The following is a 13,549-nucleotide window of genomic DNA, read 5'->3' on the forward strand; positions in this document are numbered from 1 at the left end:
TTTAGAATAAGACGGTAACAAGCCTCCACCTGCTACTATTTTACGACTTTTTTAAAGGGAGGTTGCCAGGGCCCAATAGGGCCTGGCAACCCTATCAGCCTATATTGTTGTCAGGTGAAAATTAATTGTAAATTACCGGTAATTAGCCACTTGCTATAGTGTGTTTATTAGTTTTAACAAAATTTATTAGCTATATTGGTATTGTTGTTAATAATGTTATTAACTTTTATTACTAAACATTTAATCTATTCAATATGGCAAAAGCCTCAAATGGCCCTTTGGGGGCCTTAAACGGAAAATTACGAAACCTGGTTTTTTACATGCTCAACGGACAGCCTGTTGTCCGTACCATTGGCGATCCGGGTAAACCCAGCAGAAATCAACTGGCCAACCGTCAGGCAATGTCGGTGACGATGGGTCTGGTAAGCGGCATCACTGATTTTACTAGTGTCAGTTTTGAACTGGAAGCAAAAGGAACAGTCAGAAATGCCCACAATCTGGCCACTTCTTATATCAAAAAACTGGCTTTAAAAGGGGAATATCCTAACATTTCGGTAGATTACAGTAAGGTGATCCTGAGTAATGGCAGCCTACCTTGTGCTGTTGACCTGAAAATAGAAAAGAAAGAAAAAGGCGTGTTGCTGAGCTGGGATGCTGCAGGTAGCGATGATGATATCGTAATGATCCTGCTATGTCATCCTTTGAAAAAAAGGGCCACTTCCTGTATCAATGCAGGTCGCAGAGATGCCGGATCCTATTTTATCGGTTTGGGTGAAGATTACCTTGACGAACCAATAGAAGCTTACATCTGCTTTAGGGCAGCGGATGGCAAGGCCATTTCCAACAGTGCTTACGTTGGGAACCTGAATGGGGAGATGAAGAGCCCGGAAAAGCTGGAGCAAAATAAAAAGTATCAGCTTCTCAAACAGCGTTTTGATGTGGTGTCGGCTGATTATTTACAGCAATTGAAGGATAATTTTGGACAACGAGTCGATAGCAAAGCGTTCCGGAGTCTGGAAAAGGAATACGAGGTGTTGAAGGATAAACTGGAAAATCTTCCCGGGAAGCCCGGCTAAATAGATTTCAATAGTTTACCGGAAGGACTTTCATGTATTCGCTTAAAGGCATGTGTTCTGTTTTTCGGAAAGGAAGATCAGTTTGGCGTACCTTCACAATTCTGGACACCCTGAAATCCCGATATTCCTTTCGCAAATGACACCAACCTATTAAATGCCAGTTGAAAGCGTAGAATATCAGTCCTATGGCTTCGACCTCTCGTTTACTGGGTTCTTTGCTCTGATTATTGTACTCTATTTCAATGATACACTGTGCGGATATGGCATTTTGTAATAGGGAAAGGTATTCAAACTCGTTGTTGATTGATTGCGGCAGCTGTAGTTTAATATTGTTGTTGAGGAATTCCAGCTTTTCCTTTTGAGAATTTCTCAGGACGGCCTTGACTTTATTTAAGGCATTGGTATAGTGGTTGAGGATAGATTTATCCGCAAAACCTGCGACCAGCCTTTCCATGATCAGCAAGGCATTTGCTTCTTCTGAGTTAAAAGAAACCGGAGGAAGAAAATAACCTTGTACAATATAATAACCTTTGGGTTGTTCAAAACTGATTGGAATCCCTTGCTCAGCCAGTGCTTTTATGTCGCGATAAACAGTGCGGACACTGATCTCAAAGCGATCTGAGATCTGGTCTGCTGTTACGTGTTTCTTGGTTTGTAGTAAAAGCAGGATACCAAAAAGTCTGTCTATACGGTTCATGAGGTTTTTTGTTAAAGGCTGATAAAGTTACAGAACTTTTTAGATTCATGAGGCCCAGAATTAATCTGCTTTGCATAAGTTACCTGCGAAATCAATATCTGAATTTAGGTAGAAATGTCTTTTCTTTGTGCATATGGTTTCCTACATTTCTGCATCTTATATTTATCCGGTATCTGCTCCACCTTTAAAAGACGGGGTGATTGGCATTGATGCTAACGGCTTAATTAAAGAAATTCTGACTGCTGAGGAAGCGGAATCAAAAGGAATTACCGGAATTAAATATTATCAGGGTGTATTAGTCCCCGGATTCATTAACACCCATTGCCATCTGGAACTTTCTCATCTGAAAGGTAAGATCGACAGACATACCGGGCTTCCCGGATTTGTAGAACAGGTGATCCGTCAAAGACAGGCGGAAGAAGCCGAGGTGATTGATGCAATGGAAGAGGCCGACCGGAAGATGTATGAAAACGGGATTGTCGCGGTAGGAGATATTTCAAATAAGCTCATCTCCAGATCAGTAAAGGAAATCAGCGGAATTTATTACCATACTTTTATCGAAGCAATGGGCTTCAACCCATCAAAGGCAATAGATATTATCGCAGCAGCGATTGAATTGAAGAATGCATTTAAACCTTTATCCAGTTCTATTGTTCCGCATGCTCCTTATTCTGTGTCGGATGAATTGTTTCATCAAATCCGGTTGGAAGGAGAAAAGAACAGTGACCTAATGAGTATTCATAACCAGGAAACCCCGGATGAAAATGTTTTTTTTGAACACAAAACAGGCAGTTTTTTAAAGCTTTATGAGTTCCTGGGACTGAACATCGATTTTTTTGAAGCTACCGGTAAACCTTCCTTGCCCTCTTATTTGCCCAGGCTTTCCACGAAACAAAAAACCTTACTGGTTCATAACACTTTTACCAGTCAGTCGGATATTGATTTTGCGGTAGATCAGCACCCATCATTATATTGGTGTTTATGTCCGAACGCAAACCTGTATATAGAAAATAAATTACCGCAACTGGATTCCTTTTTGAGGGCAAAGCTGAAAATTACCCTTGGTACAGACAGTCTGGCCAGTAATGATCAGCTGAGTATCATTGAAGAAATGAAAACCCTGCAGGATCATTTTAAAATCCCTTTTGAGGAGCTTCTGAAATGGGCTACCTGGAATGGTGCAGCGTTTTTAGGAATTGAAGATCGTTTTGGTAGTTTAGCTGTGGGAAAAACACCTGGTATTGTTCTTCTGGAAATTGTGGAGAACAGTGTTAGTAATGATGTGGATAACTATGTGGATATCCTGATAAGTGGCAAAATTAAAAGAATAGCTTAGTTGATATGTCGAACCGAATTACAACTTTATTTAATATACAATACCCTGTTATTCAGGCAGGAATGATTTGGTGCAGCGGCTGGAAATTAGCTGCTGCGGTATCAAATGCCGGTGGATTAGGAATTATTGGTGCAGGATCTATGTATCCGGAAGTGTTGAAAACTCATATTCGTAAATGCAAAAACGCTACTTCAAAACCCTTTGCGGTGAATGTTCCTTTGCTTTATCCTAATGTGGAAGAAATCATGAACATCATTGTGGAGGAAGGAGTGAAAATTGTATTTAGTTCTGCCGGAAATCCAGCCAGCTGGACTGGATTTTTGAAAGAAAAAGGGATTACGGTCGTTCATGTTATTGCCAATACAAAATTTGCCCTGAAAGCGGAAGCGAGCGGCGTTGATGCGATTGTTGCAGAAGGTTTCGAAGCGGGAGGGCATAATGGAAGAGAAGAAACTACGACCATGTGTTTGATTCCTATGGTAAGGGAGCAGGTGAAAATTCCTGTGATTGCTGCCGGCGGAATCGGAAGTGGCAAAGCAGTACTTGCTGCTTTTGCTTTGGGTGCTGAGGGGGTGCAGATCGGATCAGCGTTTGCTGTTGCAGAAGAATCCTCTGCTCATCCGGATTTCAAAAACAGGATCATAGCTTCCGGAGAGGGAGACACAAAGTTGAGAATGAAAAAATTAGTTCCGGTCAGATTGCTGAAGAATACCTTTGACGAAACCATTGCGGCAGCAGAGGCTGAAGGGGCTGATGCGGAAACATTGAAACAGCTTTTGGGACGTGCCCGCGCGAAATTAGGTATGTTTGAAGGAAATTTAGAAGAAGGGGAGCTGGAGATCGGGCAGGTGTCTGCTATGTTAAATGGGATTAAGCCGGCTGCAATAATCCTCCGGGAGATCTGGGAGGAGTTTTTAACGGAGAAAGAGCGGATCAATACGCTGGAATTTTAGACAAAAAATAATATTCGAATTATAAATGAAACATATTAAGATAAGAGTTACCGGAAAAGTGCAGGGGGTGTCCTTCAGGGCAACAACAAAAGCTATTGCAGACCAGATGGGGGTGCGCGGGATGATAAAAAATGAAAAAGATGGCAGTGTGTACATGGAAGCGGAAGGTGATGATACTTCACTGGAAGTTTTTCAGGAATGGTGCCATGAAGGTCCGGACAGGGCAAAGATTGAAAATGTTGAAGTGACTTCAGGGGAACTGAAAAACTATCGTAATTTTGAAATCATCAAAAAGTAGCGCGTGTCTGTAATTAAAAAGTTCCTCGGCCAGACGGCAATTTATGGTTTAAGTACCGTATTTTCCAGGCTGTTTAGTTTTATCCTGACCCCAATCTACACGGGCAAATTTGCGGCGGGTACTTATGGGATCATGACGACCCTCTTTGCTTATGCCTCGATGATTAATGCGGTATTGGCCTTTGGAATGGAGAGTACCTATTTCAGGTATCTGAACAAACATGAAGACAGAAAACAGGAAGTTTACAACAACTCCTTTTTGTGTGTTGCTTTTATTTCCGTTTTGTTCCTGATCACTGGTCTGGTTTTTTCCAATGTAATTACCCATTACCTGACAGATGATCCTAAAAAACTGGACGACTATAGAAAATATGTTCAGTACTTCCTGTGGATCTTGTTTACGGATGCGATATGTGTGATCCCGTTTGCCAGACTAAGGGCAGATAATAAAGCCTTTAAATATAGTCTGATTAAGTTTTTGAACATTGGATGTTTTGTGGGGCTGAACCTCATGTTCATTTATGCTATTCCTTTTATCATCAAGCATCAATGGCCTTTGTCAGAATGGTTGAATTCCTGGTTTCGCGGAAGCTGGCTTGGGTATATATTTATAGCAAACCTTGCGGCAAGTGTTCTGACTTTTCTGATGTTATTGCCTCAGTTCTTAAAGATTCAGCTGAAATTTGACAAAGAATTGTTCGGAAAAATGTTTTCTTATTCCTGGCCGATTCTGGTAGCAAACCTTTCTTTTATCGTCAATGAAAATCTGGATAAGGTGGTCCTGAGCTGGCTATTGCCAGAGAAAATTGCGGATCATGAAGTCGGGGTGTATGGAGCCGTTTGTAAGATTGCTGTATTTATCAGCATTTTTATTACGGCTTTCCGGCTGGGTGCGGAGCCTTTCTTCTTTAGTCATGCAAAGAATGCGAATGCGAAAAAGACTTATGCTGCCATTCTACATTATTTTGTAATTGCATTGGCCATTATGTTTGTTGGCCTGGTCGCCAATATCGAAATCCTGAAATATTTTATCCGTAAAGAGGAATACTGGGTCGGTCTTCCGGCAGTTCCTTTTTTGTTGTTTGGTTATGTTTGTCTGGGAATTTATATGAACCTTTCCATCTGGTACCGGCTGTCGGATCAGACCCGTTTTGGGCTGTATATCTCCGTCATCGGCGCGCTGATTACCATTGCGCTGAACTTTGTACTCATTCCCAGATTCAGCTATATGGGTTCTGCATGGGTGTCTATGCTGGCTTATGCGGTAATGATGGTGATTTCCTATGTTTTGGGGCAGAAATATTACCCGATACCCTATAACCTGAAAAGAATAATCAGCTACCTGCTGATCTCAGTTGTCCTGGTGATTTTATCTTTCTGGGTGTTTAACAGAAATATTTATATCGGAAATGCCATGCTTCTCGTTTTCATAGGAGGTATTGCTTACCTTGAAAAGAACGAGCTGAAAGCGATTTTACTTAAGAAATAAAAAGATTAACAACAATATATACAACAATGAAGATTAATATCATTAACAATTCCGGACATGCTTTACCCCAATATGAAACTGCTCATGCAGCTGGTATGGATATGCGTGCCTTCACAGAAACTGAAATCACTATTAAACCTTTACAGCGTGTTTTGATTCCAACAGGTTTACATATTGAATTGCCGGTAGGTTATGAAGCTCAGATCCGACCACGTAGCGGATTGGCCTATAAACATGGCATCAGTATTGTGAATTCTCCCGGAACGATTGATGCGGATTACCGTGGAGAGATTAAGGTATTGTTGGTGAACCTTTCTGATACCGACTTTGTAGTCAATAATGGAGACAGGATTGCACAAATGGTCATCGCTAAACATGAAACAATTTCATGGGAAACGGTAGAAGAATTAAGTGACACGGTACGTGGTGCAGGCGGATACGGACACACCGGAAAATAAAATTTAAAAAAAAATGAAGCAAGGGTCTCTTTTACTGTCATTACTTTTTGCAGGTTTATCAGCTGTAGCACAACAGCCCGTAAATCCGGTATTGGATAGTAATGCAGTAAAAAACCTGTTCTTCGCCGGCCTTCGGGAAAAGCTGAATGAAAATTATAGTAAGGCCGGGGAGAGCTTCAGCAAGATATTAACCATAGACCCGAATAATGCCGCTGTGCATTATGAAATTGCAAACCTCAACTACCGGCAGAATAAGCTGGAGGAAGCAGAAATTTCGATTAAGAAATCCGTTGCACTGGATGCAAATAACCTTTGGTACTGGAAATTACTGGCCGAGTTGTATAAACGTAAAGGGAATATGGAAGGTCTGGTGACCGTCTTTACGCAGATGATCCGCCTGTCGCCGGAAAATGATGCTTATTATTTCGATAAGTCCAATGCCTATCTCCTGATGGGAAAGACGGAGGAGGCCTTAAAAGGTTATGACCTTCTGGAGCAAAAATTCGGTCCTTCAAAGGCGCTGACTCAGGCCAGGCAAAGAATTACACTTGGAACGGGCAAAACGGCAACCAAAGAGGAAGTCGATAAAATCATTGCTGAGGGACAGAATGATGTGAAAGGACTGCTCGAAATGAGTGAGTCATTGATGGAAAAAGGGCAGCATGAAACTGCTTTGCCCTTGTTGCAGCGGGCGAAGACGGTAGAGCCGGGAAATTACGAAGTAGATCTGGCCCTCGCCGATTATTACCGGAACTCAAAAAACAGCACAGCTGCAGGCTTGTCATTAAGAACTGCTTTTGCCAACCCGGAGATGCCGGCAGAACGGAAGATGAAAATTATAATGATGCTTGCAGGAGGAGCGGGCAGAAATAAGCTGAGGGCCCAGGAAGCGGTAGAGCTGGCGAAAATCATGGTGCAATCTCATCCATCTGATCCAAAGTCTCTGGCCTTATACGGAGATGTTTTATATCAACAGGGAAACCTCTCTGAGGCTTTAACCCAGTATCAGCTGGTCCTGAAAAGTACAGAGGATTTGTATACGGTCTGGGAGCAGGTGCTTCATATTCAAACCAGTCTGGGTTTATATAAAGAAGCTGTAAAAACCGGAGACGCTGCACTGAACATTTATCCCAATCAAGCCATTCTTTACTATTATACTGCTTTTGCTTTGCATCGCGACAATCAAAACGGAGCTGCTATGGGCAATATCAAAACTGCCTTACAGCTGGATGGAGAAAATAAAGACCTTCAGGCACTGATCCTGGGGTTGCAGGGTGAAATCTTAATTGATGAGCAAAAATTTTCTGAAGCCAATGCTGCTTTTGATAAAGCTGTAGCGCTGGCTCCAACAAACTACCTGTTGTTAAATAACTATGCTTTTTATCTGGCATTAAGGAATCAGCATCTTGCCAAAGCAGAATCATTAGTTGCGAAAGCTGCTGCTGCAATGCCGGAAAACCAATCTGTTGCGGATACTTATGCACTGGTTCTGCTGAAACTGGAAAAATACGACCAGGCCAGGGTATGGGCAGAGCGGGCTTTACAAAATGAGGGCTCAAAGAATGGCTTGTATCTGGAGCATTATGGTGACATTTTATTCTTAAAAGGAGAAAAAGAACTGGCATTGATCCAATGGCAAAAAGCGAAGGAAGCGGGAAATGACTCCGAAAATTTAAACCGAAAGATCAATGAAAAGAAATATATTAAATAAAGTCTTGCTGCTGACTTTGCTGGCATTCACAATGGCCTGTAAGACAAAGAAGAAAGTGGTGGTGGTCCCTCCGGTTTCGGATTCTGTTGTGGTGGACCGTAAAAAGGCAGAAACACTACAGTTGTTGCAGCAAAAAGATGTGGCTTTTACAACTTTATCCTTAAAGGGGAAAGCCCGGCTGGAGATCAATGGTGTTTCCAACAACGTAAGTATGAATATCCGCATCAGGAAAGATGAGGGGATCTGGGTGAGTGTTACGGGCTTAATGGGAATTGAAGGGGCCAGGGCACTCATTACGCCGGACAGTATTAAAGTGATGAACAAGCTGCAGAGTGTATACCTGAAAAAACCATTTAGCTATGTGCACCGCTTTTCGAATAAACAGGTATCCTTTAAAATGCTTCAGGCGATTTTATCCGGAAATACCATTCCGGAACTTATGACTGAAAGTTCAGCCCTGCAGCTTGAGAACGGGGTCTGGGTATTACAGGGGGAGCAGGCAGAGCTTGGTTACCGGGTTCTATTCAATACCTTACTGAAGGTTTCAGAGAGCAATCTGAACGATCTGAAATCCTGGAAGGCGCTAAAGGTGGTTTACGGTGATTATCAAAATATGAACGGCACCTTATTTCCTACCAGTTTAAGTATCAATTCGATGGCGGGTACGCAGAAGATTAATCTGGATCTGGATTTTTCAAAAGTAGAAAGCAATGTTCCGGTAGAATTTCCGTTTAATGTTCCAGGTAAGTATGAAGTATTAAACTGATTTTTTTCATACTTTTGACGCAATGAAGCTAAATAAATTACTTTTACTCCTAATATTTGTATTATCCGCAACAATAGCCGTTGCGCAAAACAGTTCAGAGCTTAAAAGAAAAAAGGAAGCTATTCAACGTGAAATAGAACTCTTGCAGAGGAACCTTACCAAAACTGCAAAGAATAAGAAACTTACTCAAAGTCAGATTAATGCCTTAAACACGCAGATCAGTTTGATGCAGAATAAAATTGCGGTCATCAATTCCGAGATCAAAAATCTTGATAATCAGATTCATGAAAATACCAATACGGTAATTAATTTAAAGGGGCAGCTTTCGCAGCTCAAGAAAGAATATGCCGGTATGATCCGCTTCGCCCAGCGCAACCGGAATGCCTATGAAAAGATGATGTTTGTATTTGCCGCCAGTGATTTCAATCAGGCTTATAAGCGGATTAAGTACCTGCAGCAATTTGGGCAATACCGGAAGAAGCAGGCGGGATATATTCAGGGAACACAAAAAGACTTAAACTATAAGATTGTTGTTCTTGATAAAAATTTAAAGGAAAAAAGCAGCCTGCTCCATGAACAGGAGAATGAAAAAGATAAGCTGGGCAAGAATAAAAACGAACAGGCCCAGGTATTAAACAAAATCAGTAAACAGGAAAAGCAATACAAACAGGATATCGTTGCCCGTAAAAAGCAACAGGCACAGATTGACAGGAGTATCCGTGCAGCTATTGCCCGTGAGATTGCCATTGCAAAAAAGAAAGCCGAAGAAGCGGCCCGCGCGGCAGAAAGAGCTGCAGCTGCAAGAGCGGCTGCGGAACGTGCTGCTGCACTGGCTAAAGCTAAAGCTGAAAATAAACCTGCTCCGGCAGCAGTAGCAGCAAAACCTAAAACGGTGACTGCCAATAGCAGCAACAATTACCTGACTGCCACTCCGGAAGCGGCAAGGTTATCTGCCGCCTTTGAAAGTAACAGAGGCTCTCTGCCATGGCCGGTAGCAACTGGTACAACTACAGAGAGTTTCGGTAAACATAAAGAGGGGCAGGCTAGCTACGATAATGCAGGAATTACCATTCAGACCAATGAAGGTGCGGCGGTAAGGGCGGTATTTAACGGAAAAGTTACTAAAGTTGGAAATGCCCTAGGAAGGTATTATGTCCTGATCAAACACGGACAATTTTTTACCGTCTATCAGAACCTGAAATCGGTGAGCGTAGGGCAGGGAGACGATGTGAGTACTAAACAAACCATAGGTACCGTAGCTTCTTCAGGAGACATCCCTGAACTCCAGTTTCAGATCTACAGAGGAACAGTTGCGCAAAATCCTGCAGGATGGCTTTCCGGAAAATAGAGGATTGCGCGAGAAATGTTTATATTTGTATAACAGATTAAAAAATAGGGAGTAAAATGTATACAGGTACAGTATTGGAATTCTTAAATATGGGCGGTGGAGAGATCATGCTCATTCTGGCTGTAGTGCTTTTGTTATTTGGTGGTAAAAAATTACCTGAACTGGCACGTGGCTTAGGAAAAGGAATCCGTGATTTTAAAGATGCCTCGGAAGGCGTAAAGAGAGAAATCCATCGCAACATTAATTCCGTAGGTATAGTGGACGACATTGAGTCGGTTGTTAAGGACAATAACAATGACCGTCATCATCCAACTGAATCCAGCCTTGAAGAACAAATGTACCCGGGCAGTAACGCTGCCAAAGAAGGAATAGATTTAGATAAGAAGGAAGCTCTTGCTGATCATAGCAATGAAAATCCTAAAATAGAAACAGATAAAACACAACTTTAACTAAAATATCATGTCAAACCCCATAATGATTGCCGGTTTAGGAGGCACAGAAATCGCCGTTATTCTTGTCATTGTTTTGCTACTTTTCGGTGGTAAAAAAATTCCTGAATTAATGCGTGGTTTAGGTAAAGGTATTAAGGAATTTAAAGATGGAAAAGAAGGTGTGGATGGTACTGATACTACAGTAGAACACAACCGTACTAACAAACCTTTATAGGTTTTAGTCCATTTTTTAAATTTAACCTATTCTTGAAATTTGAAGAAGTATAGCTCCTTATCAGAGATACAATCCCTTATTGCTCAAAAAAAACTAAGTTTATCTGAGCTTCTGGATCACTATTTTAAGCAAATAGAAAGTCACCAACACCTCAATGCTTTTAATGAGGTGTTTTTTTATTCTGCGGCTGCCCAGGCTAAAGCGGTGCAGGAAAAGATAGATCTTGGAACTGCCGGCAAGCTGGCGGGGATGGTGATTGGTATAAAAGACAATATTTCCTATAAAGACCATGAGGTTACTGCTTCTTCCAAAATGCTGGAAGGCTTTATTTCTCCTTATTCTTCTACGGTTGCCGAACGTTTAATTGCCGAAGATGCCATCATCATCGGAAGGTTAAACTGTGATGAATTTGCAATGGGAGGTTCTAATGAGACTTCTTATTATGGCGTAGTAAAAAATGCAGCTGATACTTCACGTGTTGCCGGAGGTTCCTCCGGTGGATCTGCAGTAGCGGTACAGGCCGACCTTTGCTTATCCGCATTGGGAACCGATACCGGTGGTTCGGTCAGACAACCTGCTGCATTTTGCGGATGTATCGGATTGAAGCCTACTTATGGCCGGATCTCCAGATATGGTGTCATTGCTTATGCTTCTTCATTTGATCAGGTAGGTACCATTACTTCTTCCGTAAGTGATGCGGCTATTCTGTTGCAAGTGCTGGCCGGAGCAGATGACTATGACAGCACCGTATCGCAAAAAGCGGTGCCAGATTATGCTGCTGGTTTATTAACTGGTGGGGTAAAAAAGATTGCTGTATTGAAGGAAACGCTGGAAAGTGAGGCGCTTGATCCTGCAATTAAAGCATCTATATTACAAGCTATTGAGCGTTTTAAAAGTCAGGGGCATACGGTAGAGTACGTGTCTTTTGATCTGCTGGACTACCTCGTTCCTGCTTATTATGTATTAACTACTGCAGAAGCATCTTCAAACTTATCCCGTTATGATGGGGTTCATTATGGACACCGGAATACGGAAGCTGCCAATCTGAATGACCTGTATAAGACCTCCAGAGCAGAAGGCTTTGGCGAAGAAGTAAAACGAAGGATTCTTTTAGGAACTTTTGTGTTAAGCGCAGGATATTATGATGCGTACTATCAGAAAGCACAGCAGGTGAGGAGACTGATCCGTGAGAAAATGGAGCAGTTGCTGGTAGATTTCGATGTGATTTTAAGTCCGGTTACGCCAACGCCGGCTTTTAAAATCGGCGAAAATATTGAAGATCCGCTGGTCATGTACATGGCAGATATTTTTACTGTACTGGCTTCTCTGACCGGAATTCCGGCAATCGCAATTCCTTTGGGCAATAATCAGGAAGGATTACCGTTAAGTTTACAGCTTATGGCAAAGCACTTTAAGGAGCAGGAACTACTTTCCCTGTCCCATACATTTTTAACCTAGACCCATGTCACCACACATTGCCTATGAAAATAAATGTACTTTTTGCATCCTGTATTTTAGCACTAACCAGCTTTTCAGCAATTGCTCAGCAACCTAAGGATTTAATCATTAACGATACAGTTCCTGTCCCGGTTTTACCGGAAACCCCAAGTTTTTATAATCACAATTACGGTTATAAGTCCAGATTGGACTCCATTCAGAAAATGGTTCCGCTCAGTTATAATGAGCATGTACAGAAGTACATCGACATCTATAGCGGAAGAAAAGACATGATGGGAAAGATGATCGGTCTTTCCGAATACTATTTCCCCGTTTTTGAAAAGGCATTAAAATATTATAATATTCCTGAGGAAATTAAATACCTCCCTGTCATAGAGTCTTCTATGAATGCACATGCGGTATCCAGGGTTGGTGCAACCGGTCTCTGGCAGTTCATGTTTGCTACGGCAAAAGATTATGGACTGAATATGGATAATTTTGTAGATGAAAGAAAAGACCCCATTCAGGCTAGCTATGCGGCGGCAGCTTACTTCAGAGATGCTTACGAAGAACTGGGCGACTGGCTTCTGGCGATTGCGGCCTATAACTGCGGGATGGGAAATGTGAAAAGAGCGATGGTGAAAGCCGATTCTCAGGACTTTTGGGAGATCAGAAGGTATCTTCCAACGGAAACCAGAAATTATGTGCCTGCTTTTATCGCAGCAATTTATGTGATGAACTATCCTGGTCAGCACCAGATTAAAGCACAAAAATCTCCATTCGTTAAGAGTACGGACACCATTCATGTAAACAGATTTGTTTCTCTTCCTAAGTTGGCAGAAGCATTGAGTATGGATGAAGGTGCTTTATGTAGTCTGAACCCATCTTATAAGAAGAAGATTGTTAACGGAACGGAAATTGAGCCCAAGCGGATCATTATTCCTAAAGTGAACATGGCGCAGTTTGCACAGATTTATGATGTTCTAAACAATACAGAGCTGGATGTGAACCCAAATGTCGTACTGGCTTCTAATGACGACCGTAGAAGGAAAAAGATAGTGGAACGCCCATTGGTTGCTGTTTCTTATCATAAAGTCAGCCCCGGACAAACACTCAGCGCAATTGCGGATAAATACCATGTAGAAGTTCAGGATCTAAAAGTCTGGAACGGACTTAAGAGCTCCTCGATTGTACCGGGACAAAAGCTCAAAATTCATAATCCTCAGTCCTCGAAAAAACGAAAAATGGCTATAAAAGGCTAGTAATCCTCTGTCAGTCGGCTTTCCTTTTTTATTTCTGGGCTAATTAAAAGATT

General features: G+C 41.9%; 14 protein-coding genes. 13 read left to right on the forward strand and 1 reads right to left on the reverse strand.

Annotated elements, in window-relative coordinates; translation table 11 throughout:
• Positions 1 to 254: 254 nt before the first annotated feature.
• Positions 255 to 1,076, forward strand: a complete 822-nt coding sequence (locus BFS30_RS07035) for a DUF6266 family protein (RefSeq protein WP_069378638.1) — start codon at positions 255 to 257, stop codon at positions 1,074 to 1,076.
• A gap of 7 nt (positions 1,077 to 1,083) precedes the next feature.
• Here BFS30_RS07035 and BFS30_RS07040 read toward each other — a convergent pair whose 3' ends face one another.
• Complete coding sequence (locus BFS30_RS07040) at positions 1,084 to 1,773, reverse strand: helix-turn-helix transcriptional regulator (protein WP_069378639.1); 690 nt, start codon at positions 1,771 to 1,773, stop codon at positions 1,084 to 1,086.
• A gap of 133 nt (positions 1,774 to 1,906) precedes the next feature.
• Here BFS30_RS07040 and BFS30_RS07045 point away from each other — a divergent pair, with 133 nt between their 5' ends.
• Genes BFS30_RS07045 through BFS30_RS07100 form a run of 12 tightly spaced genes read left to right on the forward strand, consistent with a single transcriptional unit; the run spans position 1,907 to position 13,496 of the window.
• Positions 1,907 to 3,109, forward strand: coding sequence for an amidohydrolase family protein (locus BFS30_RS07045; protein WP_069378640.1), 1,203 nt, complete (start codon positions 1,907 to 1,909; stop codon positions 3,107 to 3,109).
• 5 nt (positions 3,110 to 3,114) lie between these two features.
• Complete coding sequence (locus BFS30_RS07050; RefSeq protein WP_069378641.1) at positions 3,115 to 4,062, forward strand: NAD(P)H-dependent flavin oxidoreductase; 948 nt, start codon at positions 3,115 to 3,117, stop codon at positions 4,060 to 4,062.
• Between the two features lie 25 nt (positions 4,063 to 4,087).
• Positions 4,088 to 4,360 carry an acylphosphatase gene (locus BFS30_RS07055; protein WP_069378642.1) on the forward strand — a complete coding sequence of 91 codons (273 nt, stop codon included), beginning with the start codon at positions 4,088 to 4,090 and terminating at the stop codon, positions 4,358 to 4,360.
• Positions 4,361 to 4,363: 3 nt separating this feature from the next.
• The gene (locus BFS30_RS07060) at positions 4,364 to 5,848 is read left to right on the forward strand and encodes a polysaccharide biosynthesis C-terminal domain-containing protein (protein WP_083251981.1); all 1,485 of its coding nucleotides are present in this window, start codon (positions 4,364 to 4,366) and stop codon (positions 5,846 to 5,848) included.
• A gap of 26 nt (positions 5,849 to 5,874) precedes the next feature.
• Positions 5,875 to 6,306: a dUTP diphosphatase gene (dut, locus tag BFS30_RS07065; protein ID WP_069378643.1), complete on the forward strand. Its 432-nt coding sequence runs from the start codon at positions 5,875 to 5,877 to the stop codon at positions 6,304 to 6,306.
• Between the two features lie 13 nt (positions 6,307 to 6,319).
• Positions 6,320 to 8,017: a tetratricopeptide repeat protein gene (locus BFS30_RS07070; RefSeq protein WP_069378644.1), complete on the forward strand. Its 1,698-nt coding sequence runs from the start codon at positions 6,320 to 6,322 to the stop codon at positions 8,015 to 8,017.
• On the forward strand, positions 7,995 to 8,783 hold the full coding sequence (locus BFS30_RS07075; protein ID WP_069378645.1) for a DUF4292 domain-containing protein: 789 nt from the start codon (positions 7,995 to 7,997) through the stop codon (positions 8,781 to 8,783). Before BFS30_RS07070 ends, BFS30_RS07075 begins: the two co-directional genes overlap by 23 nt.
• A gap of 22 nt (positions 8,784 to 8,805) precedes the next feature.
• Positions 8,806 to 10,131: a murein hydrolase activator EnvC family protein gene (locus tag BFS30_RS07080; RefSeq protein WP_069378646.1), complete on the forward strand. Its 1,326-nt coding sequence runs from the start codon at positions 8,806 to 8,808 to the stop codon at positions 10,129 to 10,131.
• A gap of 56 nt (positions 10,132 to 10,187) precedes the next feature.
• Complete coding sequence (locus BFS30_RS28165) at positions 10,188 to 10,580, forward strand: Sec-independent protein translocase subunit TatA/TatB (protein ID WP_069378647.1); 393 nt, start codon at positions 10,188 to 10,190, stop codon at positions 10,578 to 10,580.
• Positions 10,581 to 10,590: 10 nt separating this feature from the next.
• Positions 10,591 to 10,797, forward strand: coding sequence for a Sec-independent protein translocase subunit TatA/TatB (locus BFS30_RS07090; protein WP_069378648.1), 207 nt, complete (start codon positions 10,591 to 10,593; stop codon positions 10,795 to 10,797).
• A 39-nt stretch (positions 10,798 to 10,836) separates the two neighbouring features.
• Complete coding sequence (gene gatA, locus BFS30_RS07095) at positions 10,837 to 12,255, forward strand: Asp-tRNA(Asn)/Glu-tRNA(Gln) amidotransferase subunit GatA (protein WP_069378649.1); 1,419 nt, start codon at positions 10,837 to 10,839, stop codon at positions 12,253 to 12,255.
• A gap of 23 nt (positions 12,256 to 12,278) precedes the next feature.
• Entirely contained in the window at positions 12,279 to 13,496 is a 1,218-nt protein-coding gene (locus BFS30_RS07100; protein ID WP_069378650.1) for a lytic transglycosylase domain-containing protein, read from the forward strand.
• Positions 13,497 to 13,549 lie beyond the last annotated feature (53 nt).

The organism is Pedobacter steynii (assembly GCF_001721645.1).
GTDB lineage: Bacteria > Bacteroidota > Bacteroidia > Sphingobacteriales > Sphingobacteriaceae > Pedobacter > Pedobacter steynii_A.

Bases quoted from the DNA above. Each gene is read 5' to 3' on its own strand.
- BFS30_RS07040 (WP_069378639.1), bottom strand. From the start codon at position 1,773: ATGAACCGTATAGACAGACTTTTTGGTATCCTGCTTTTACTACAAACC.
- BFS30_RS07100 (WP_069378650.1), top strand. From the start codon at position 12,279: ATGAAAATAAATGTACTTTTTGCATCCTGTATTTTAGCACTAACCAGC.
- dut (WP_069378643.1), top strand. From the start codon at position 5,875: ATGAAGATTAATATCATTAACAATTCCGGACATGCTTTACCCCAATAT.
- BFS30_RS07090 (WP_069378648.1), top strand. From the start codon at position 10,591: ATGTCAAACCCCATAATGATTGCCGGTTTAGGAGGCACAGAAATCGCC.
- BFS30_RS07045 (WP_069378640.1), top strand. From the start codon at position 1,907: ATGGTTTCCTACATTTCTGCATCTTATATTTATCCGGTATCTGCTCCA.
- BFS30_RS28165 (WP_069378647.1), top strand. From the start codon at position 10,188: ATGTATACAGGTACAGTATTGGAATTCTTAAATATGGGCGGTGGAGAG.
- BFS30_RS07070 (WP_069378644.1), top strand. From the start codon at position 6,320: ATGAAGCAAGGGTCTCTTTTACTGTCATTACTTTTTGCAGGTTTATCA.
- BFS30_RS07055 (WP_069378642.1), top strand. From the start codon at position 4,088: ATGAAACATATTAAGATAAGAGTTACCGGAAAAGTGCAGGGGGTGTCC.
- BFS30_RS07050 (WP_069378641.1), top strand. From the start codon at position 3,115: ATGTCGAACCGAATTACAACTTTATTTAATATACAATACCCTGTTATT.
- BFS30_RS07035 (WP_069378638.1), top strand. From the start codon at position 255: ATGGCAAAAGCCTCAAATGGCCCTTTGGGGGCCTTAAACGGAAAATTA.
- BFS30_RS07075 (WP_069378645.1), top strand. From the start codon at position 7,995: ATGAAAAGAAATATATTAAATAAAGTCTTGCTGCTGACTTTGCTGGCA.
- BFS30_RS07080 (WP_069378646.1), top strand. From the start codon at position 8,806: ATGAAGCTAAATAAATTACTTTTACTCCTAATATTTGTATTATCCGCA.